The sequence below is a fragment of the Bradyrhizobium sp. ma5 genome (genome assembly GCF_042258955.1).
Taxonomy (GTDB): Bacteria; Pseudomonadota; Alphaproteobacteria; order Rhizobiales; family Xanthobacteraceae; genus Bradyrhizobium.
The window spans coordinates 4,749,695-4,771,179 of sequence record NZ_CP170156.1 but is presented as its reverse complement, the minus strand read 5'-3'; the positions used below and the strand labels follow the sequence as shown (position 1 = coordinate 4,771,179).

Sequence of the window (21,485 nt, the reverse complement as noted above, 5' to 3'; positions counted from 1 at the left end):
CGGTGAGAAATTGCCGGTCCATTATGCCCGTTTCCATGATGGCTCCCCCAGTGACGATATCGGGGCACCGCAACACCAAAAACGTCATGGCGATCAAGCCGGGAGGATTCCAATGTTGCACCTGAACAGGCCCATCGTGTCGTTTCTGCTCTGCCTGCTCGGCCTCATCGCTGTGACGCGATCTGCAACTGCGGAAATCACCAAAATCGAATTCACGTCGAAACAGCCGTACGGCACGTTTCGCACCGGCGACTATGTGATCTGGCAGGGCATGATCCATGGCGACTTGGCGCCGCAAGAGGCCATTCCTGGCCTCGAGAAGGCGGCGCGCAATGAACGCGGGCGCGTCGACTACGCGGCAAAGATCATTCTCATGATGCCGGCGGCTCTGCGCGCCGGCAACGGCGCATTGCTGGTGGATGTGCCCAACCGCGGTCGCGTCTACGCCGAGGCGCTCTACAACTCGCCGCGCGACGCGCCGTTTCTCTCCGGCACGCTGGAGCAGGGCACCGGCTTTCTCCAGGACCACGGTTTTGCGATCGCCGAGGTGCATTGGGAGCTCGGACAGGGCGCGGAGCTACCTTCGTTCGCCGACAGCGACGGCAAGACGCGCTACGTCGAGGGGGTCGGCTTTGCGATCGTGCGCGATGCCGCGGATTTCCTCGCGCACGCAGCCACTGACGCCGGAGGAACGCCGAACCCGCTCAAGGGCGCTATCAGCCGCGTGCTCGCGAGCGGCAAATCCCAGGACGGACGCTTCCTGAAGACCTTTCTCTTGAACGGCTTCAACATGGTGGGCAACCGGCGCGTATTCGACGGCATGCATGTGTTCGTCTCGGCTGCTGGTCTTCTTCCGATCCTGCAGACCGGCCTTGGACCAATGTCGAGCGGCGAGGGAGCTCCCACCTTCGCCAATCCGGACTTTCCCGGCGTGAATGACGGGCCGCTCACGATCGGCGAGATCACCGCCAAGGTCGCGGCGCGCGGCGAGGTGCCGCCGAAGATGATGCTGATCAACTCGACCACGGATTACTACTCGCTGCGCGCTTCGCTCGGCCGCACCGGCGCGTCCGGTACCGCGGATCAACCGCTCCCCGCCAATGTGCGGATGTACGATGTCGCCGGCGGCTCGCATGTGGTGGTTCTAAAGGCGCCCACGTGCACGCAATCGCCCGGCCGTCTCGATTGGGCTCCCTTGTCGCGGGCCTTGTTGCTGCATCTCGATGACTGGGTGAGCCGCAACGCCGAGCCGCCCGCCAGCGAACTGATGCCGCTCGATACCGTGAGCGGCGATCCGCCCGCGCTGCGCGCACCGACCGCGCTTTCCGCTGCCGTGATCCAGGTGCCGAAGCGCGATCAGGACGGCAACGCGCTCGGCGGAGTGCGGCTGCCGGATGTCGCCGTGCCGACCGGCACCAATGGCGGACAGAACGCGCCGCAGACATTCACCTGCATGCTGATTGGGACCTTCTCCCCGTTCGCAGCGACGAAAGCCGAACGGGAACGCACCGGCGACGCCCGCCCGTCGATCGAGGAGCGCTACCACGGCCGCGACGATTATGTGAACCGGATCCGGATCGCCGCGCTGGACCTCGTGACGCGAGGCTTCGTGCTGCCAGAAGATGCGGCGGTGATCGTTCAGGAAGCCGCGTCGAGCAAACTGTTCGCGCCCGCCGCCGCGAATGACGCGCCACGCTGAGGGACGGTGCTTGCTTCTCCTAGACGACCGGTCTATTTGACTTTTTATGAGCAAGACGTTGCCTCTTCTTCGCCGCCGCGGGCGACCACCGAAAGAACTTGCCGGCTTTAGCGCGACCCGTGACGCGCTGGTCCGTGCAGGCGTCGTCATGCTGACGGAGAAGGGCTATTCCGCGACGGGAATCGAGGAAGTCTTGCGTAGCGTCGACGTGCCAAAGGGTTCGTTCTACCACTACTTTCCGAGCAAGGAAGCATTTGGAGCGGAACTGATCGACAGCTACGCTGCCTATTTTTCGCGGAAGCTCGACAGCTTCTTCCTGAACGAGCAACACCCCCCGCTGGAGAGGCTCAGGGGTTTTACCGACGATGCTGCGTTTGCCATGAAGCGCTTCCGTTATACGCGCGGCTGTTTGGTCGGCAATCTTGGCCAGGAGATGGGCGCACTTCCGCAATCTTTTCGTCAGCAACTATTCGCCGTGTTCATCGACTGGCAGCAGCGCACAGCCAAGTGCTTGAGGTCTGCTCAAACCATGGGTGCGATCTCTTCCAGCCACGATTGCGATTGGCTTGCTGAATTCTTCTGGATCGGCTGGGAGGGCGCGGTCCTGCGCGCCAAACTCGAGCGCCGTTCCGACCCGCTTCACTCCTTCTCGAAAGGTTTTTTCAAGCTCCTCAGTAAATGAGCCTTTTTGTCATTGGGTCGTTCAATATCAAACAATCGATTCGCTGTGCGGAATAGGTCCGGGGATTTGGTGCAGGATTCGGCGACAAACAGCTGCATTGATCGGCATCTGCTTCACAAACCGTGAATTTGCTTTGCGTTGCAAGCCAGCGAAAGGCCTTTGAAATCTAAGGAATTTCGGGCGCTGAAAACTGGCGATCCCGGCAGGATTCGAACCTGCAACCCGCGGAGTAGAAATCCGCTACTCTATCCAGTTGAGCTACGGGACCGTGGCCGCCTTGTAGCACCCGCAATATGAAAAATCCGCCTTTCCGCCAAGTCCGTCCGAACCGATTTTTGTGGTCGGACGACAAAGGCGAGCAGGGGTCCCGTCCTGCAGTGGCCTGACCAGCCCGCCGAGTCGGCATCATGCTGCCGCCGGGGCCGGTCGAAGGAATGTCGGCAATGCAATCTGCGACGTTTTCGTCCATTCATGTCAGCGCCTTCACTCCGTCACCTTTTCGCGCATTTTTTAACCCCAACGCGGCGGTCGACCGCGGGGCGTCCAGGAGCTCCATCATGATCGGATTGGTTCGTGCGGCCGCACTTTGCGCCACGCTGGCGCTCGGCCTGGTGAGCGCCCAGGCTGCGGACAAGGCCTTTAAGCGCGACGATCTCGCCGATTCCGCGATCAAGCTGGAGGCCCAGATCAAGAGCGAGGCAGGCGCGGTCAACAAGTCGGCCGCGACCTTGCGCACCGATGCGGACGCTGCCTTCAAGCGCAATGATTTCCGCGGCGGTCTCACGATCCTCGGCCAGATCGCGGCAACCGCGCCCGAGGACGGCGCCAACTGGCTGCGGCTTGCCAAAACCGTCTTCCAGATCCGATCGGCCAGCTCCAGCGAACAGACCTTCCTGATGGAGCGCGCCTCCACCGCCGCCTACATCGCCTATCAGCGCGCCGGCAATGCGGGCGAGGAGGCCGATTCGTTAGCCGTGCTCGGCAAGGCGCTCGCGGAGCGCAAGCTGTGGCGTCCGGCGCTCGATGCGCTGCGGCTGTCGCTGGATCTGCGCGAGGTCGCCGATGTGCGGGGCCAATATGAGAAGATGCGCGACGAGCACGGCTTCCGGCTGCTCGATTATACCGTCGATTCCGACGCGGCCTCGCCGCGGGCCTGCTTCCAGTTCTCCGAGGAACTCGCCAAGCGCGTCGACTTCGCGCCGTATCTCGCATTGGCCGGCACCGACAAGCCGGCTCTGTCGGCGGAAGGCCAGCAGCTCTGCGTCGACGGGCTGAAGCACGGCGAACGCTACAACATCAATCTGCGCGCCGGCCTGCCGTCGACCGTCAAGGAGACCCTGCCGAAATCGGCCGAGTTCAACATCTATGTCCGCGACCGCAAGCCGTTCGTGCGGTTCACCGGGCGCGCCTATGTGCTGCCGCGGACCGGCCAGCGCGGTATCCCGGTGGTCAGTGTCAACACGCCGGCGGTCACGGTCAACGTGTTCCGGATCGGCGACCGCAACTTGATCAACACCGTGATCGACAGCGACTTCCAGAGCACGCTGAGCCGCTATCAGCTCTCCGATCTCGGCGACCAGCGCGGCGTGAAGGTGTGGTCCGGCGAGCTCGCCACCGCCACCACGCTGAACCAGGACGTCGTCACCGCATTTCCGGTCGACCAGGCGCTCGGCGACCTGCAGCCGGGTGTCTACGTCATGACCGCCGCGGCCAAGGGGCCGGGCAGCGACGACGACGGCACGCTGGCGACGCAATGGTTCATCGTCTCCGACATGGGCCTGTCGGCGTTCTCCGGCAACGACGGTATCCACGTCTTCGTCAACTCGCTGGCCTCCACCGAAGCGGTTGCTAATGCCGAGGTAAAGCTGGTCGCCCGCAACAACGAGATCCTGGCCACGCGCAAGACCGATGCAGCGGGTCATGTGCTGTTCGAGCAGGGGCTGGCGCGCGGCGAGGGCGGATTGTCGCCGGCACTGCTGACGGTAACGGGCGAGAAGGCCGACTACGCCTTCCTGAGCCTGAAGACGAACGCCTTCGACCTGACGGACCGCGGCGTCGCGGGCCGGGCAATCCCGGCCGGCGCGGACGCCTTCGTCTACGCCGAGCGCGGCGTCTACCGTTCCAACGAGACCGTCTATTTGACCGCGCTGCTGCGCGATGGACAGGGCAACGCCCTGACCGGGACGCCGCTGACCATGGTGATCGAGCGGCCCGACGGCGTCGAATTCCGCCGCACCGTGCTGCCCGACCAGGGCGCCGGCGGCCGCATGCTGGCGGTGGCGCTCAACTCTGCGGTGCCTACGGGCACCTGGCGGGCGCGCGTCTTTACCGATCCCAAGGGCTCGTCGGTCGGCGAGACCACCTTCATGGTCGAGGACTATATCCCCGAGCGGATCGAATTCGACCTAACCAGCAAAGAGAAGGTGATCAAAGTTGAAGTTCCAGTGGAACTTCAGGTTTCCGGCCACTTCCTCTATGGCGCGCCGGCCTCGGGCCTGCAGCTCGAAGGTGACATGCTGGTTGCGCCCGCGGCGGCCGGCCGGCCCGGCTACGCCGGCTACCAATTCGGCGTCGACGACGAGCAGACCGCGAGCAACGAGCGGACCCCGATCGAGGACCTGCCGGAGGCCGATGCCAACGGCGCGGCGAGCTTCCCAGTCAAGCTCGACAAGGTCCCGGCCTCGACGCGGCCGCAGGAGGCCCAGATCTTCATCCGTATGGCGGAGACCGGAGGCCGTTCGGTCGAGCGCAAGATCGTGCTGCCCGTGGCGCCTGCGGCCTCGCTGATCGGCGTCAAGCCGCTGTTCGGCGACAAGAGTGTGGCCGAGGGCGACAAGGCCGAGTTCGACGTCGTGTTCGTCGCGCCCGACGGCAAGCAGCTGCCGCGCAACGGGCTGCGCTACGAGCTGTTGAAGCTGGAGTCGCGTTACCAATGGTACCGGCAGAATTCGTCCTGGCAGTATGAGCCGGTCAAATCGACTCGCCGCGTTTCCGACGGCGACGTCAATCTCGCCGTCGACAAGCCGATGCGCCTGACCTTCCAGCCGCAGCCCGGCCGCTACCGGCTCGATGTGAAATCGACCGATGCCGACGGTCCGGTGACCTCGGTGCAGTTCGATGTCGGCTGGTATTCCGACGGCAGTGCCGACACGCCAGACCTGCTCGAAACCTCGATTGACAAGCCGGAATACCAATCCGGCGACACCATGACGGTGTCGGTCAACGCCCGCACGGCCGGCAAGCTCACGGTCTACGTGCTGGGCGACCGCCTGCTGACGACCCAAAGCGTCGACGTCAAGGAGGGCACCCAGCAGGTCAAGCTTCCGGTCGGCAAGGACTGGGGTACCGGTGCTTATGTCATGACGACGCTGCGCCGTCCGCTCGATGCCACCGCTGGACGCATGCCCGGTCGCGCGATCGGGCTGAAATGGTTCGGCATCGACAAGAAGACACGCACACTGGCCGTCGAGCTTTCGCCGCCCGCATTGGTGCGGCCGGGCACGGCGCTGAAGATCCCGGTCAAGCTCGGCGGGCTCAATCCTGGCGAAGATGCCAAGGTGGTGCTGGCCGCGGTCGATGTCGGCATCCTCAATTTGACCAACTACAAGCCGCCCGCGCCGGATGACTATTATCTCGGCCAGCGCCGCCTGACCGCCGAGATCCGTGACCTCTATGGCCAGCTGATCGACGGCATGCAGGGCACAACCGGCCAGATCCGCAGCGGCGGTGACGCCGCCGGTGCCGAGCTGCAGGGCTCGCCGCCCACGCAGAAGCCGCTGGCGCTCTATTCCGGCATCGTCACGGTCGGCCCCGACGGCACCGCCGAGGTGAGCTTCGACATCCCCGAATTCGCCGGCACCGCGCGGGTGATGGCGGTGGCGTGGAGCGCCACCAAGCTCGGCCGCGCCAATGTTGATGTCATCGTGCGCGATCCCGTGGTGGTGACGGCGACCTTGCCGCGCTTCCTGCTGACCGGTGACAAGGGCACCATCAGCATGGATATCGACAATGTCGAAGGCGCCGCCGGCGATTATGCCGTCAGCGTCAAGGCGAGCGGCCCGATCAAGGCTTCGGGCAATCCGACCACGACGGTGAAGCTCGCCGCCAAGCAGCGCACCTCGCTGTCGCTCGGCCTCGAAGCCGGCGGCGCGGGTCGTGCCGATTTCGACGTCGACATATCAGGGCCGAACGGGATGACGCTGGCGCGGCATTATGCGCTCGACGTCAAGCCGGCGACCCAGGTGCTGGCGCGCCGCTCGATCCGCACGCTGGCGAAGGGCGAGAGCCTGACGCTGACCTCGGACATGTTCTCCGATCTGGTGCCGGGCACCGGCAGCGTCTCGGTCTCGGCGAGCCTGTCGACCGCGCTCGATGCCGCGAGCATCCTGAAGGCGCTCGACCGCTACCCCTATGGCTGCTCCGAGCAGATCACGAGCCGCGCGCTGCCGCTGCTCTATGTCAACGATCTCGCCGCCGGCGCTCATCTTGCGATGGACACCGCGGTCGACCAGCGCATCCGCGACGCGATCGAGCGGCTCCTTGCACGGCAGGGATCGAACGGTTCGTTCGGCCTGTGGTCGGCGGGCGGCGACGACGCCTGGCTCGACGCCTACGTCACCGACTTCCTGACCCGGGCCCGCGAAAAGGGCTTTGCGGTGCCGGACGTGCTGTTCAAGAACGCACTCGACCGCGTCAGGAACTCGGTGGTCAATGCCAACGAGCCGGAGAAGGACGGCGGCCGCGATCTGGCCTACGGCCTCTACGTGCTCGCGCGCAACGGTGCGGCGCCGATCGGCGACCTGCGTTACCTTGCCGACACCAAGCTGAACAATCTGGCGACGCCGATCTCGAAGGCGCAGCTTGCCGCGGCGCTGGCGCTGGTCGGCGACAAGGCGAGGGCGGAGCGGGTCTATGGTGCCGCGCTCGACGCGCTGAACCCCAAACCGGTGATCGAGTTCGGCCGGGTCGATTACGGCTCGGCGCTGCGCGATGCGGCGGCGCTGGTTTCGCTCGCAGGCGAGGGCAATGCGCCGCGCACGACGCTGACGCAAGCCGTGCTGCGGGTCGAAGCGGCGCGGGGGCTGTCGCCCTACACCTCGACGCAGGAGAATGCGTGGATGGTGCTGGCGGCACGCGCGCTCGCCAGGGAGACAATGGCGCTCGACATCAACGGCCAGCCGGTCAAGACCGCGGTCTATCGCAGCTACAAGGCCGAGGAGATGACGGGCCAGCCGCTCAAGATCACCAATACCGGCGATGCGCCGGTGCAGGCGGTGATCTCGGTGTCGGGCTCGCCGGTGGCACCGGAACCCGCGGCCTCCAACGGCTTCAAGATCGAGCGCAGCTACTTCACGCTCGACGGCAAGCCGGCCGACGTCAGCAAGGCGAAACAGAATGACCGCTTCGCGGTTGTCTTGAAGGTGACGGAAGCCAAACCCGAATTCGGTCACATCATGGTGGCCGACTATCTGCCGGCAGGGCTCGAGATCGACAACCCGAACCTGGTGTCGTCGGGCGATTCCGGCACGCTCGAGTGGATCGAGGATGGTGTCGAGCCCAAGAACACCGAGTTCCGCGATGACCGCTTCACTGCGGCGATCGACCGGGGCGCCAACGACAAGTCGGTGTTCACCGTCGCCTATGTCGTGCGCGCGGTGTCGCCGGGCAAATACGTGCTGCCGCAGGCCTATGTCGAGGACATGTACAACCCCTCGCGCTACGGCCGCAGCGGCACCGGTGCGGTCGAGGTGAAGCCGGCGAAATGAGTGGAACGTTGACGACAGCACCGGTACGCGGATCGCGCTGGCAAGGGCTCAGGCCAATCCTGGCGATCTGTGCCGTCGCGACGCTGGTTACAGCCGGCGCCTTCGCCGCCTGGGTCGTGTCGCTCGGTCCGCTGCCACTTGCGCAGGCGCAGCAGGTCTCGACCACGGTCATCGACCGCAACGGAAAACTGTTGCGCGCCTATGCGATGGCGGATGGACGCTGGCGGCTGCCGGTGGATGCGAAGACAGCAGTGGATCCCGGCTATCTGAAGCTGCTGTTCGCCTATGAGGACAAGCGCTTCTACGCGCATCATGGCATCGATCCGCTGGCGCTGTCGCGCGCCGGTTTCCAGCTGCTCACTCGCGGCCATATCGTCTCCGGCGGTTCGACGATCACGATGCAGCTCGCGCGGCTGATCGAGCCGCGGCACCAGCGCTCGGTCTACGCAAAACTGCGGCAGATGGTGCGCGCGGTTGAACTGGAGCGGCAGCTTTCGAAGGACCAGATCCTCGACCTCTACCTTGCGCTGGCGCCGTTCGGCGGCAATCTCGAGGGCGTGCGCGCCGCCTCGATCGCCTATTTCGGCAAGGAGCCGAAGCGGCTCTCGCTCGCCGAAGCCGCGCTGCTGGTGGCGCTGCCGCAATCGCCGGAGCGGCGGCGGCTCGATCGTTATCCGGAAGCGGCCCATGCCGCGCGCGACCGCGTGCTCGAACGGATGGTCGAGGACGGCGTGGTGTCGAAGGACGACTCCGCGCAGGCCCGGGCCACGCCAGTGCCGAAGCTGCGCAAGCAGATTCCGATCCTGGCGCCGCATTCATCCGATCAGGCGATCGCGACGATGAAGGATGCGCCGGTCATCAAGCTGACACTGGACGCCGCGCTACAACGGAACCTGGAGGTGCTGGCGCGCGACCGCGCCATCGCGCAGGGGCCCGATGTCTCGGTTGCGATCGTCGTGGTCGACAATGAGACGGGTGACGTGCTCGCACGCGTCGGTTCGGCGGATTATTTCGACGAGCGGCGCGCCGGGCAGGTCGACATGACGCGCGCGGTGCGCTCGCCGGGCTCGACGCTGAAGCCGTTCATCTACGGCCTCGCCTTCGAGGACGGCTTTGTTCATCCCGACAGTTTGATCGAGGATCGGCCGATCCGGTTCGGCACTTACGCGCCGGAAAATTTCGACATGACGTTCCAGGGCACCGTGCCGATCCGCAGGGCGCTGCAATTGTCGCTGAACGTGCCGGCGATCGCGCTGCTCGACCGGGTCGGCGCGAGCCGGCTGTCGTCGCGGCTGAAGCAGGCCGGCACCAACCTCGTGCTGCCGAAGGACGAGGCACCGGGCCTTGCGATGGGCCTCGGCGGCGTCGGCATCACGCTGCAGGATCTCGCCCAGCTCTATTCCGGTTTGGCGCGGCTCGGTGCGACCAAGCCGCTGCGCGAGATCATGCAGGCGAATGACAGCCGCGACACGATGCGGCTGATGGACCAGGCGGCGGCCTGGCAGGTCGGCAACGTCCTGCTCGGCACGCCGCCGCCGGAGAACGGCGTGCATAACCGGATCGCGTTCAAGACCGGCACCAGCTATGGCTATCGCGATGCTTGGTCGGTCGGCTTCGACGGCCGCATCACCATCGGCGTCTGGGTCGGCCGCCCGGATGGCGCGCCAGTGCCGGGGCTGGTTGGGCGCACGGCGGCGGCGCCCATCCTGTTCGACGCCTTTGCGCGCACCGGCAAGATGCCGGCGGTGTTGCCGAAGCCGCCGCGCGGCGTGCTGGTCGCCTCCAACGCAAAACTGCCGCCGCCGCTGCGCCGGTTCCGGCCGCTCGGCGAACTGGTCCGCAGCGGCAACGACCAGGCGCCACACATCCAGTTTCCGCTGAACGGCTCACGGATCGACGTCGAGCAATCCGAGGGCGGTCATGCGGCCATGCCGGTCAAGGTCGCCGGCGGGGTGCTGCCGCTGACCGTACTCGTGAACGGTGTCTCAGCCGGGGACATCGACAGCCGGCGCCAGCGCCTGATCGACCCGCCCGGGCCGGGCTTCGCGCGGCTCACCGTGATCGACGCCACGGGGGCAGCGGATACCGTTGTGATCCGCGTGCAATGATCGCGCGGGAAAGCGGAGCGGCAGGGTTGGAAAGCGGAACAGCACGGTTGTTTGCGCTGCGGTTTCATCGTATGCGAAACCCATGGTGGATAGCCTCCAACCCCGGCGCTTCGGAGCAGGGCAACAGTCTGTAAAACCTGCGCATTCGAGCCGCAGGCTGTTCATGGCGTTTGAGTTCGCGACGGCCAGCCAATGGCGTTCGATCCTGTTTCTGACGCTGACCTGCTTGGTGCTGTTCCTGCCGGGCTTCTTCACCATCCCGCCGATCGACCGCGATGAGGTTCGCTTTGCCCAGGCGACCAAGCAGATGGTCGAGAGCGGCGACTTCGTCGACATCCGCTTCCAGGACGACGTCCGCTACAAGAAACCGGTCGGCATCTACTGGATGCAGGCGGCGGCGCTGAAGACGATCTCCTCGCTCGGGGTGCCGCGCGCCCAGGTCCGCATCTGGGTCTACCGCCTGCCGTCCCTGATCGGCGCCATCGGCGCCGTTTTGCTGACCTATTGGACGGCGCTCGCCTTCGTGACTCGACAGGGGGCGGTGCTGGCTGCCTTGATGATGGCGAGCTGTGTGCTGCTTGGCGTCGAAGCGCGGCTCGCCAAGACCGACGCCATGCTGCTTCTGACAGTCACCGCGGCGATGGGCGCGATGGCGCGGGTGTATCTGTCCTGGCAACGCGGCGAGGATCCGGCGCATCCATCATGGGCCCCGCCTGCGATCTTTTGGACGGCGCTGGCGGTCGGCATCCTGATCAAGGGCCCTCTGATCCTGATGTTCGTCGGCCTTGCCATGGCCGGACTTGCGATCCTCGATCGCTCGGCGGCCTGGTTCTGGCGCATGCGCCCGGTCTGGGGCCTGATGTGGACCCTGGTGCTGGTGCTGCCATGGTTCGTGCTGATCTTCCTGCGCGCCGGCGAAACCTTCTTTGCCGACTCGGTCGGCGGCGACATGCTGAGCAAGCTCGGCGCACAGGAGTCGCACGGCGCGCCGCCCGGGCTCTATCTGCTGCTGTTCTGGATCACGTTCTGGCCCGGCGCGCCGCTCGCGGGCCTGGCGGCGCCGGCGGTCTGGCGCGCGCGGCGCGAGCCGGGCGCGCAGTTCCTGCTGGCCTGGCTGATCCCGTCCTGGATCGTGTTCGAGGCGGTGCTGACCAAGCTGCCGCATTACGTGCTGCCGCTCTATCCGGCGATCGCGATCCTGACCGTCGGCGCGCTGGAGCGGCGTGTGCTGTCGCGTTCCCCCTGGCTGTTGCGTGGTGCCGCCTGGTGGTTCGCCATCCCCGCGTTCGGCGCGGTGCTCGTGATCGTCGGCGCCATCAAGGCAATCCATCAGCCGGTGTTTCCGGCCTGGCCGTTGTTCGCCGTGGCGATGGTGTTCGGCCTGATCGCGTGGTGGATGTTCGAGGACAGCCGCGCGGAGCGCTCGCTGCTCAATGCGGTGATCGCCGCGGCGCTGATGGCGGGGGCAACCTATGGCGTGGTGCTGCCGCGGCTCACCACCGTGTTTCCGAGCCAGGAGGTCGCGCGCGCGTTGCGCAACGTGACCTGCGTCGGCCCGAAGGCGGCGGCCGCCGGCTTCCATGAGCCGAGCCTCGTGTTCATGACCGATACGTCGACGCTGCTCACCGACGGATCGGGCGCCGCGGATTTCCTGGGGCAGGGCTCCTGCCGCTTCGCTCTGGTCGAACAGCGCTCCGAGCGCGCCTTCGTGCAACGCGCCGAGGCGATTGGCCTGCGCTACAACGCGCCGGTGCGGATCGACGGCTACAACATCTCGCAGGGCAAGGCCGTTTCAATCGCGATCTTCCGTTCCGAAGGGACGGAGTGACATGCCGGCGCCGCCAGCCACCGCGGAATCCGCCAATTATTTCGGACGATTGCTGACGCTGGTCTGGCTATCCTTCGCCCAGCTCGTGCGTGCCCCATCGCATTCGCGCCGGGCCGAGGCGGCGCGACGCTCCGCGCGCCACGCACTCCTGCTCGTCGTCGTCGTTGGCGCCGTGATCATCACGCTGATGTATGCGGTCGATGTCGCCGAGATCAGCCTGATGCCGCCGCGCGGCACGCCTGGTCTCTGGTGGGTGAAGATACTCACCGATTTCGGCAAGGACGAGTATGTGCTGAGCGCGCTCGGCCTGCTGCTGGTTGCGGTCGCGTTGGCGTCGCCCGCGCTGCGCGGTGTGCCGCGCGCGACTCTGCTCGGCTTAGGTACGAGGCTGCAATACCTGTTCCTGTCGGTCATGCTGTCGGTGGCGATGGGGGAAGTGCTCAAGTGGATCGTCGGCCGTGGGCGGCCGTTCGTCGGCGGCAAGGCCAATGCTTTCAACTTCCAGCACTTCACCGGCACCGAGGCCTATTCGAGCTTTCCGTCGGGACATTCGATCACGGCATTCGCGCTGGCCTTCGCCGTGTCGGCAGTATGGCCACGTGCACGGGTCGCGATGCTGGTCTATGCGCTGATCATCATCGCAACGCGGCTCGTGCTGCTGGCCCATCATCCGAGCGACGTGGTGGCCGGCGCACTGGTCGGCGTGATCGGCGCAATGGCCGTGCGCTACTGGTTCGCGGCCCGCCGCCTTGGTTTCGCCATTGATCGCGATGGCACCGTGCTGGCGCTATCAGGACCGTCGAAAGGGCGCCTCAAAAGGGTTGCGGGGAACGCCTTCGCCCCATAAAAGCGGTCGCCCGATGGCCGGATCGGGCGGGTTCCAGCCCCTGCCAACACCAACCACGAGTGCCGATTTGCCTGCTTCCGACCAGACGCCGGTCGCCGTTTCCATCGTCGTGCCTGTGCGCAACGAGGCCGACAATATCGCGCCGCTGATCGCCGAGATCGCGACCGCGCTCGACGGGCGCTGGGCTTACGAGATCGTCTACGTCAATGACGGCTCGACCGACACAACCGGCGAACGGCTGAACGCGATCATGGCGCGGCGGCCCAATCTCCGGCAACTCCGCCACACCGTCTCGTCGGGCCAGTCCGCCGCGGTGCGCAGCGGCGTGCGCGCCGCGCGCGGGGCGATCGTGGCAACGCTTGACGGCGACGGCCAGAACGATCCGGCCTTCCTGCCCAAGCTGATCGCGGCGATCGAGAGCGGCAATGGCCGCGTCGGCCTCGCCGCGGGCCAGCGCGTCGGACGCAAGGACACCGGCTTCAAGAAGCTGCAATCGCGGATCGCCAACGCCGTGCGCGGCATCATCCTGCGCGACGGCACCCGCGACACCGGGTGCGGCCTGAAGGCGTTTCCGCGCGAGGTGTTTCTGGCGATGCCTTATTTCGACGGGCTGCATCGATTCCTTCCGGCGCTGGTCCGCCGCGAGGGGCTCGCGATCGCCTATGTCGATGTCGTCGACCGCCCGCGCCATTCCGGCGTGTCGAATTATGGATTCTTCGACCGGCTCTGGATCGGGATCATGGATCTCGGTGGCGTGTGGTGGCTGATCCGCCGCAAGAAGCCGACGCCGGTCGTCACTGAAGTGACAGGCACTGAAGTGCCTGTCGTGACCGAGGTGAAGTGATGCTGATTCAGTTCGGACAGGCGCTCAGCGCCTATTTCTACGACGTGTTCATCGCCAAGTTCGACTTCTGGCTGGCGTTCGGCCTGATCGCGCAATTGTTCTTCACGGCGCGCTTTCTCGTGCAGTGGATATCCAGTGAGCGTGCCGGCCAGAGCGTGGTGCCGATGGCGTTCTGGTTCTTTTCGATGGGCGGCGGTCTGATGACGCTGATCTACGGGCTCGCCAAGCGCGAGCCTGTCATCATCATCGGGCAGGGCCTCGCGACGCTGATCTACATTCGTAACATCATGCTGATCGTGAAGAACCGCGGCAAGGCGTCGAAGACGCTCGACAACTGATCCTCGTGGTCGTCAGTACGACGAGCGGTATGCTGGTCTCCTCGGCCGTCTCGACGGATTCCAGTCGACCTCAATTGTGATCAAAGCTGAACGACGGTCAAACAATCGCCCCAAGGCGTATGGCATCTACGCTTCGTCGTGGGCGTGGCTGCATCCCGCGCCAGGGGATGAGGGGCGTTGATGACCGGCCATGGCGAACCCACCAAAGCGCGTGGTTATCCATCGAGCGACCGTGATCTCGGGTTTCCTGAAGAGCCGCCGCTGACCGGCGAGCGCGGCCTGCCGGACCGGCGCGCCATCAGTATACGCTGGATGGCGGGGACGGTTCTGATTGGGGCAGCAGCCGTCGTGCTCCTTGGTGGCGCGCTGCGTGGAGCATTCGGTGATCGCACGCGATTCGCGGCATCGCCGGTCGTTTCACTTCCGCGTTTCACGGGGCAGGTGGTCGACGAGGCGCGGCGCGGCGATCGTCTGGATCGGAAGCCGGGCCCGCAAGGCCATCCGTCTGCGCTCAAGATCGAGCAGCTGAGTGATGCGGGCTCGGTCCGTCGATTTACCCGCGTGTCAGCGCGGCTCGCGGTGATCGATCCCGAACCACAACAGGACCATCGCCGGGAAGCACCGGCAGACGGTAAGGACGAGCAGCGAGCGAACGCGCAATTGCTGTCGGAGTTACCCGCCATCATCCGGACTGGTCCATCACGCCGCGAGCTGCCGGGCCAAACCAGCGCCTATGCCGACAGTGAAGTTGCGCCGCAGCCGTCTTCTCCGATCGGTGAGGCTGTCAACGTCACCAGCCTTCCGAAGTCGACTTCCTCTGCGCGTCACCATCGACATGTCCTGATCGCAAGAGCCGGTGACACACTGTTCGCCATTCTGCGGGCGTTGACCGCGGCTGCGGAGGACGCTCCGGCGATCCTTGCCGCTTTCCCGTCGACTGGCGGTCACGAGACGCTGTCTGGTGGCGAGAAGATCACGATCATCGAACAGGACGGAGACACCGGCTCGCCACGCGGCCATGTCGCCAAAGTCTCGATCGAACGGCCAGACTCGGCAGTGTCCGCTGTCGGTCGCACCGACAGCGGCCGATACCAGGCGATCGTGCCGGAACAGCCGGATGTCGCCGCGTCGAACGGGAAGTTGTTGCGTCAGTCGACCGACATCCACTCCGTCCCCGGTGAGACGCTACGTGACGGGCTTAACGCGCTTGCTCGCTCCAATCACGTCGACGAGGGGATCGTTGCCGAACTCATGCGGCTTTGCGGCCGCGATTTCGACCTCGACGAGCCTCTCGGCGACGCCGACGTCGCCAACATCATCTATGCGCCCAACGACATTGGCCAACCCGAGCTGGTCTTCATCGACTTGACGGCCGGCGGGCAGGCGCGCCGCTACTATCGCTTCACGGCTCCGGACGACGGCAGCTCCGATTTCTACGATGAGGATGGCCAGTCCATCACCAAGTTCCTGTTGCGCAAGCCGGTCGTCAGCGGGCGCCTCGGCGACGGCTTTGGCTGGCGCATCCATCCGATCCTCGGCGACCGCCGCTTCCATGAGGGCGTCGACTTTGCGGCGCCCTATGGTTCACCGATTGCGGCCGCGGGCGCCGGCGTCGTCGAGACCGAAGGATACGAGCACGGCTACGGGAAATTTATCCGCGTGCTGCACGATCGCGGCTATGAGACGACCTATGCTCATGTCGCGAGCTTTCCGCCCGGGCTGAAGATCGGAGACCGCGTTCGTCAGGGCGAGACGATTGCCTATGTCGGATCGACAGGGCTCTCGACCGGACCGCATCTTTATTATGAGGTGCGGATCAACGGCCGCAACGTCGATCCGCTGCGGATGAAACTGTCAGGCGGCCGGGTGCTGCAAGGCGATCTGCTTGGGGCTTTCGATCGCCAGCGGGACAGCATCGACCAACTCGCCGCGGCCTCGGCGTTTCCACAGCGCCAGTCTGGCTCAGAACACCGGCCGCCGACGTAGCTTGGAAGGCAGGTTTAATCAGGGACGCCCGGGTGCCGGCAGTTCGGTCGCCTCGACCGCGTTCTCGCGATCGGCGGCGGTCTCGCCGGCGGCGTCGAGCACGGGATAGGCGACCGAGCAGATGTGCGAATGGACGCGGCGAAGATCACGCAGCACGTCGAGATGCAGCGAGGTTGTCTCGATGGTCTCGGGCCGGCCTTCGCGCAGGCGCTCCAGATGGCGCTCGACGGCGGCGAGCTCGGCCGCGCGCAGCGCCGCCTTCTCGGTGAGCAGCTTGCGCGCCTCGGCGGCATCGCCCGACATGAACACGCCGAACGCGAGCCGCAGCGAGTCGATCGTGCGCTTGTGGAACGCCGACAATTCCTCGGCGCCTTCGGCCGAGAATTGCAGGCGATGCTTGATCTTCTTGGTCGCGAGCTCGCTCAGATTCTTGTCGATGATGTCGCCGATATGCTCGAGATTGATCGCGAATGCGACGATCTCCATGGCGCGGTGACCCTCGCGCTCATCCAGGCTGCCGCGGGTAAGTTTCGTCACGTAAAGCTTGATCGCCTCGTTCAGGCGGTCGACGGTGTTGTCCATCTTCGACACCTGGTCGACCAGCGCGCGATCGTTAGTCAGCATCGCCGTCATCACCTTGCGCAACATCGCCTCGGTGTGGTCGCCCATATGCAGCACCTCGCGCGCGGCATCGGCCAGCGCGAGCGAAGGCGTCTCCAGCGCGCTCTCGTCGAGATAGCGCGGCCGTGACGGATCGGTTTCCTGCGCCCGTTTGGGTAACAGGCGCTCGAGCAGCCGCGCCATGTGGTCGAGCACGCCGATGAACAGCACCGCTGTCGCAACGTTGAAGGCAATGTGGAACAGCGCGGTCGCCTTGGCGAGATCCGGCTGCCAGGCGTAGATGGTCTCCGTGATCGGGCGCAGGAACGGCGCCACCAGCAGCACGCCGACGATGCGGTTGACGAGGTTGCCGACCGGCAGCCGGTAGCTCGCCGGATTGTCGCGCCGCGCGCCCTCCATTAACGGATTGATGGCGCTGCCGAGGTTGGCGCCGAGCACGAGCGCGAACGCGGCATAGGGCGAGATGAACTGCGAATAGGCCAGCGACATGATCAGCAGCACGCTGGCGACGCTGGAATGAACCAGCCAAGTCACGATTGCGCCGATCAGGATGCAGAGCACGGGATCGCCGGTGATCGCGTTCAGGAACACGCGCACGCCCGGGGCATTCTCGGCCGGCGCCATCGTGTCGAGCAGGATATGCAGCGCGAGCAGCATCAGACCGAGGCCGATCGAGACGCGGCCGAGATCCTTGATGCGGGAGCGCGGCCCGCTGCGGAATGCGACGAGGCCGACAATGAACAGCACCGGCGCCACGGCTGCGACGTTGAACGACAGCACCTGCACGATCAGCGTGGTGCCGATATTGGCGCCGAGCATGATCGCAAGCGCCGGCACCAGGCTGACGATCTCCTCGGCGGCAAAGGAACTGGTGATCAGGGCGGTCGCGGTCGAGCTCTGGAGCAGGGCCGTCAGGCCGAGGCCGGCGCCAAGCGCCGTGAAGCGGTTGTTCAGCGCGCGGGCCAGCAACAGCCGCAAATCGGGCCCGAAGGCCCGCAGAATCCCGCTGTGGACCATGTGCAGGCCCCACAGCAGGAGCGCGACGCCCCCCATCAGATCAAGCAGAACTAGACTTCCCATACTTCCTGGATATCCCGGCAAATTCGAGTCGAAGGGGTCACGCTATCGCCAAATGACCTGGGATCAACCCCTTTTTGTTCACGTTGGAACCGGCTGTTGGAAAGGGCCCCGTTGGGAAGGAGGCCGCCAATTGAGGCACTGAGGTCACCGGAGCCGGCCTCATGGTCCAACGGTGAGGCCCGGTAAACGAATCTCGAACATCACCGCTCAATTGCGATTGGTTCCGCTAGGCAGTTTCCAATCTTTCCCCGTTATGACGGTGGGAACGAGTAGCTGTCCAGCCGAGAAGCTATCCAGAAGAGGGCTTGGGGATCAGAATGTTTGTCAATCGCCGCAAGAGCGAACGCCGTGAGTGCCGGAGCGTCGCCAAAATTCAATTGGGCACAGGGTCGTTGCCACGCGACTGCATGATCACCGATATCTCGGCCGGCGGCGTCAAGGTGATCGCCGAATATCTGGAGATTCCGCCGGAATTCACCATCATCCTGTCGAGCGGCAGTCCGCGTCAGTGCCGGCTGGCCTGGCGGATCGGGCACGAATTCGGCGCCCAGTTCGTCGACTGATCCAGCCGCCAAGTTGGCGGTTTGCGCCGCGTCCGGCACCGCTTCTGGGCCGGATGACGGCGAGATGATGGCATCCTTAACCGGAACTTAGGGTTAAGCTGTGAGCATCCCGGAACCTTCGCTGTTCCGAGTCTCGTTGATGTCTGACAAATTACCCCGACCTTCAGGCCGTATGCACCGTCTCGCCGGCTCGGTATCGGCTGCGATCCTGCTGATCGGGTTGTCCGCCTGTCAGACCTCGGGTCCGTCCGACATCACCGGGTCATTGGGCGATACGGCGGAGTCCACGCCGGCCCCAGCCGACCCGCGGCGAGACATCGCGACCTACCACGAACGCGTTCGCGCCAATCCGAAGGATACCGACGCCGCGCTGAAATACGCCCGGGCGCTGCGCGCCACCGGCCAGCGGGCGCAGGCGGTCGCGGTCATGGAGCAGGCGGTGCTGGCGCAGCCCAGCAACAAGGCGCTGCTCGCCGGCTACGGACGGGCGCTCGCCGACAACGGCAATTTCCAGCAGGCATTCGACGTGCTCGGGCGCGCCCACACCCCGGAAGACCCGGACTGGCGCATCCTGTCGGCGCAGGGCGCCGTGCTCGACCAGCTCGAGCGCCACGACGAGGCCCGCCAGTATTACGCAAGTGCCCTGAAGATCGTGCCCGACGATCCGTCGGTGCTCTCCAATCTCGGCCTGTCCTATCTGCTGTCGAAAGACCTGCCGAAGGCCGAGGAAACGCTTCGCCGCGCGCGGGATCGCGCGCCCGACGACATGCGGGTGCGCACCAATCTCGCTGTCGTGGTCGGCCTGCAGGGCCGTCAGGCCGACGCTGAAGCCATCATGAAGGCCGATGTGCCGCCGGAGCAGGGCTCCGCCAATGTCGCCGCCTTGAAGCGGCTATTGGCGCGCAAGGATGCGAGCCGCACCGATACGGACAAGATCCCGGTCGCGGCGAGCCGCCGCGACTAGAGCGTTCTCACGCGAAAGTCTGGAAAGCTAGAGCGTTTTCGAGCGAAGTGGACACCGGTTCGCGTGAAGAAAGCGCGTCAAAACGAAAATCTAGAGCTTCCGTTCTGATTCAATCAGAACCGAAAATGCTCTAGCCCGCGGCGCGGCGTCCATCGTTGCGACGCGACTGCAGCTTCCGCAGAAGCGGCGACAGGAACGACTCGCGCGTCTCGGCGAGATCGGGGCGGCCGGTCAGGCGTTGCGCGATCTGCAGGAAGGTCCTTGTGGTGCGGTGACGCGCCGAGACTTCCGCGATCATCTGACCGTTGTTGGCGGCTTCGCCGAACAACCTGCAATCGAACGGGATGGTCGCGATCGGCTGGCTCTCGATCGTCTTGGCGAAGTCCTTGACCTCGATCTCGGGACGCTTCGACATGCCGACCTGGTTCAGGCAGTAGAGCGGCGGGCGGTCGTTCGGACGCGCGGTGCGCAACAGGTTCATCATGTTCTTGGTGTTGCGCATGTTGGCGAGGTCGGGCTCGGCGACGATCAGGATATCGTCGGCGCCGACCAGCACACGTTTGGTCCAGGCGGTCCATTGATGCGGAACGTCGAGCACGATGCAGGACGTGGTCATGCGCATCGTATCGAAGATGGCATCGAATGCTTCGGCGCCGAAATCGTAGACCTGGTCGAGCGTGGCCGGTGCCGCCAGCAGGCTCAGGTGATCGCCGCATTTTGCCAGCAGGCGCTCCATGAAGGCACTGTCCGGGCGCTCGGGTGAGAACACCGCATTTGCGATGCCCTGGGTCGGATCCTGGTTGTAGTCGAGGCCGGCGGTGCCGAAGGCGAGGTCGAGATCGACCACGACCGAATCCAGCCCGAGGTCGCGCGCGATGGTCCAGGCGACATTGTGGGCAACGGTCGAGGCGCCGACACCGCCCTTGGCGCCCGCGACCGCGATCAGGCGGCCTACAGAGACCGCTTCCGTGGACGAGAACAGGCCGCAGATCGAGCGCACGATGTCGAGCACCTTGACCGGCCCGATGACGTAGTCGTTGACGCCGCGCCGGACCAGTTCGCGATACGGTGCAGTCTCGCCGGGCGTGCCGAGCACGACGACGCGGGTGCCGGGATCGCAGACCGTGGCGAGCTCGTCGAGACCGGCGAGCAAATCGATGTCCGGCTCGGTCTCCAGCATGATGACATTGGGCGTCGGCGCCTTGTGATAGGCGTCGATGGCGGCAGCGATGCCGCCCATATGGACGGAGAGGTGGGCCTTGGCGAGCCGGCGGTCCTCGGCGGCAGCGCGCGCCGTCGTGGCAGTCGCGACGCTGGCGCAGAACGCTTGCACGGAAATCCGTGGCGCCGGCGCGATGTGGTCGTTGGGGTGCTGTGGCTCGTCTTGTTGTTCGGTCATTTCCCGGCGTCGCTCAGCTTGGCTCTATCGGCTTCTGGGTAGGTGGTCGCGGTCGACTCACCCTTGCCGTATTTCTGGAACGCGACCGACCGGCGCGGCGTGTAGGCTGCGGTTTCGGTCCGTGGCTGTACCAGGTCGGACGGATTGGCGACCATCGCGGCTAGGTTGCGCTGGGTGGCGCAGCCGAAATTGTCCCACTGCTTGTTCTCGTTGTAGCTCGGATTGTAGATCGAGGGACCAAGGTCGCTCGGCCACACGCCGCAGGGGCCGGCGACCGCGGCCATCTTCGGATAGCTGATGCGAATGGTCGGCAGTGCGCGCGGATCGTCGACGCGATAGGAACGCCGCGTGATCGCGTGGGCGGGCACGCCCATCGACGCCAGCGCGCCGCGGATCTCCTGGTACACCGCCTGCGCCGAGCGCGCATTCGAGGTGTCGGCCGGGACGTCGATCGCGATCGCGCCGGTGCCTTCGCGGCGCCAGGCGCGAGCCAGTCCCATGACGTCGTCGCGCTGCGTCTCGGTAAGGTTGCCGCGGGCGCGGCCCACGAACACGACGATCGACTGCTCACCCTCGGTGACGGCGATCGGATGCCGCTCCCGGTAGTCGTCGGGCACCGTGCCGGTGGCGATATTGTCGCCGGTCAGATTGCAGCCGCCAAGCGCGATCGCGGTGGCGACGAGGGCGCCGGACAGCGACAGCGTCCTCGCAAGACCGGCTCGTGTGTTGCGTGTCATCATGGCATCCCCCAATCCTTCAGC

The 21,485-nt window shown here is 65.5% G+C and carries 14 protein-coding genes and 1 tRNA gene; 11 read left to right on the top strand and 4 right to left on the bottom strand.

From position 1 onward, the window contains the following. Positions 1-112 precede the first annotated feature (112 nt). Positions 113-1,699 carry an alpha/beta hydrolase domain-containing protein gene (locus ACE103_RS22040; protein ID WP_375774872.1) on the top strand — a complete coding sequence of 529 codons (1,587 nt, stop codon included), beginning with the start codon at positions 113-115 and terminating at the stop codon, positions 1,697-1,699. Between the two features lie 46 nt (positions 1,700-1,745). After that, a complete protein-coding gene (locus ACE103_RS22035; protein WP_375774871.1) occupies positions 1,746-2,381 on the top strand; it encodes a TetR/AcrR family transcriptional regulator in 636 nt (211 codons plus the stop codon). Between the two features lie 191 nt (positions 2,382-2,572). On the opposite strand, the gene ACE103_RS22030 is transcribed toward ACE103_RS22035, so the two are convergent. After that, positions 2,573-2,649: transfer RNA gene (locus tag ACE103_RS22030), tRNA-Arg, on the bottom strand. Positions 2,650-2,938: 289 nt separating this feature from the next. Here ACE103_RS22030 and ACE103_RS22025 point away from each other — a divergent pair. From ACE103_RS22025 to ACE103_RS21995, 7 genes are all read left to right on the top strand, one after another. Further along, complete coding sequence (locus ACE103_RS22025; protein ID WP_375774870.1) at positions 2,939-8,146, top strand: alpha-2-macroglobulin; 5,208 nt, start codon at positions 2,939-2,941, stop codon at positions 8,144-8,146. Beyond that, complete coding sequence (gene pbpC / locus ACE103_RS22020; protein WP_375774869.1) at positions 8,143-10,254, top strand: penicillin-binding protein 1C; 2,112 nt, start codon at positions 8,143-8,145, stop codon at positions 10,252-10,254. Before ACE103_RS22025 ends, pbpC begins: the two co-directional genes overlap by 4 nt. Positions 10,255-10,336: 82 nt before the next feature. Further along, positions 10,337-12,082: a glycosyltransferase family 39 protein gene (locus tag ACE103_RS22015; RefSeq protein WP_223966392.1), complete on the top strand. Its 1,746-nt coding sequence runs from the start codon at positions 10,337-10,339 to the stop codon at positions 12,080-12,082. A 1-nt stretch (position 12,083) separates the two neighbouring features. After that, positions 12,084-12,929 (top strand): phosphatase PAP2 family protein, encoded by an 846-nt coding sequence (locus ACE103_RS22010; protein ID WP_375774868.1) that lies wholly within the window; start codon positions 12,084-12,086, stop codon positions 12,927-12,929. Positions 12,930-12,996: 67 nt separating this feature from the next. Beyond that, positions 12,997-13,773 (top strand): glycosyltransferase family 2 protein, encoded by a 777-nt coding sequence (locus tag ACE103_RS22005; protein ID WP_375774867.1) that lies wholly within the window; start codon positions 12,997-12,999, stop codon positions 13,771-13,773. Beyond that, a complete protein-coding gene (locus ACE103_RS22000; RefSeq protein ID WP_223966396.1) occupies positions 13,773-14,111 on the top strand; it encodes a lipid-A-disaccharide synthase N-terminal domain-containing protein in 339 nt (112 codons plus the stop codon). The genes ACE103_RS22005 and ACE103_RS22000 overlap by 1 nt, the downstream gene beginning before the upstream one ends. Positions 14,112-14,291: 180 nt before the next feature. Beyond that, positions 14,292-16,097 (top strand): M23 family metallopeptidase, encoded by a 1,806-nt coding sequence (locus ACE103_RS21995; RefSeq protein ID WP_375774866.1) that lies wholly within the window; start codon positions 14,292-14,294, stop codon positions 16,095-16,097. A gap of 18 nt (positions 16,098-16,115) precedes the next feature. On the opposite strand, the gene ACE103_RS21990 is transcribed toward ACE103_RS21995, so the two are convergent. Then, the gene (locus ACE103_RS21990; RefSeq protein WP_375774865.1) at positions 16,116-17,798 is read right to left on the bottom strand and encodes a Na/Pi cotransporter family protein; all 1,683 of its coding nucleotides are present in this window, start codon (positions 17,796-17,798) and stop codon (positions 16,116-16,118) included. A 317-nt stretch (positions 17,799-18,115) separates the two neighbouring features. Here ACE103_RS21990 and ACE103_RS21985 point away from each other — a divergent pair, with 317 nt between their 5' ends. Further along, positions 18,116-18,361, top strand: coding sequence for a PilZ domain-containing protein (locus ACE103_RS21985; RefSeq protein ID WP_021079298.1), 246 nt, complete (start codon positions 18,116-18,118; stop codon positions 18,359-18,361). A 172-nt stretch (positions 18,362-18,533) separates the two neighbouring features. After that, the gene (locus tag ACE103_RS21980; protein WP_375774864.1) at positions 18,534-19,325 is read left to right on the top strand and encodes a tetratricopeptide repeat protein; all 792 of its coding nucleotides are present in this window, start codon (positions 18,534-18,536) and stop codon (positions 19,323-19,325) included. Between the two features lie 130 nt (positions 19,326-19,455). Here the strand turns inward: ACE103_RS21980 and ACE103_RS21975 are convergent, their stop codons facing one another. Together ACE103_RS21975 and ACE103_RS21970 are read right to left on the bottom strand one after the other, a co-directional pair. After that, a complete protein-coding gene (locus ACE103_RS21975; protein WP_375774863.1) occupies positions 19,456-20,724 on the bottom strand; it encodes a CpaE family protein in 1,269 nt (422 codons plus the stop codon). Continuing rightward, positions 20,721-21,461: a CpaD family pilus assembly protein gene (locus ACE103_RS21970; RefSeq protein ID WP_375774862.1), complete on the bottom strand. Its 741-nt coding sequence runs from the start codon at positions 21,459-21,461 to the stop codon at positions 20,721-20,723. The genes ACE103_RS21975 and ACE103_RS21970 overlap by 4 nt, the downstream gene beginning before the upstream one ends. Positions 21,462-21,485: the final 24 nt, after the last annotated feature.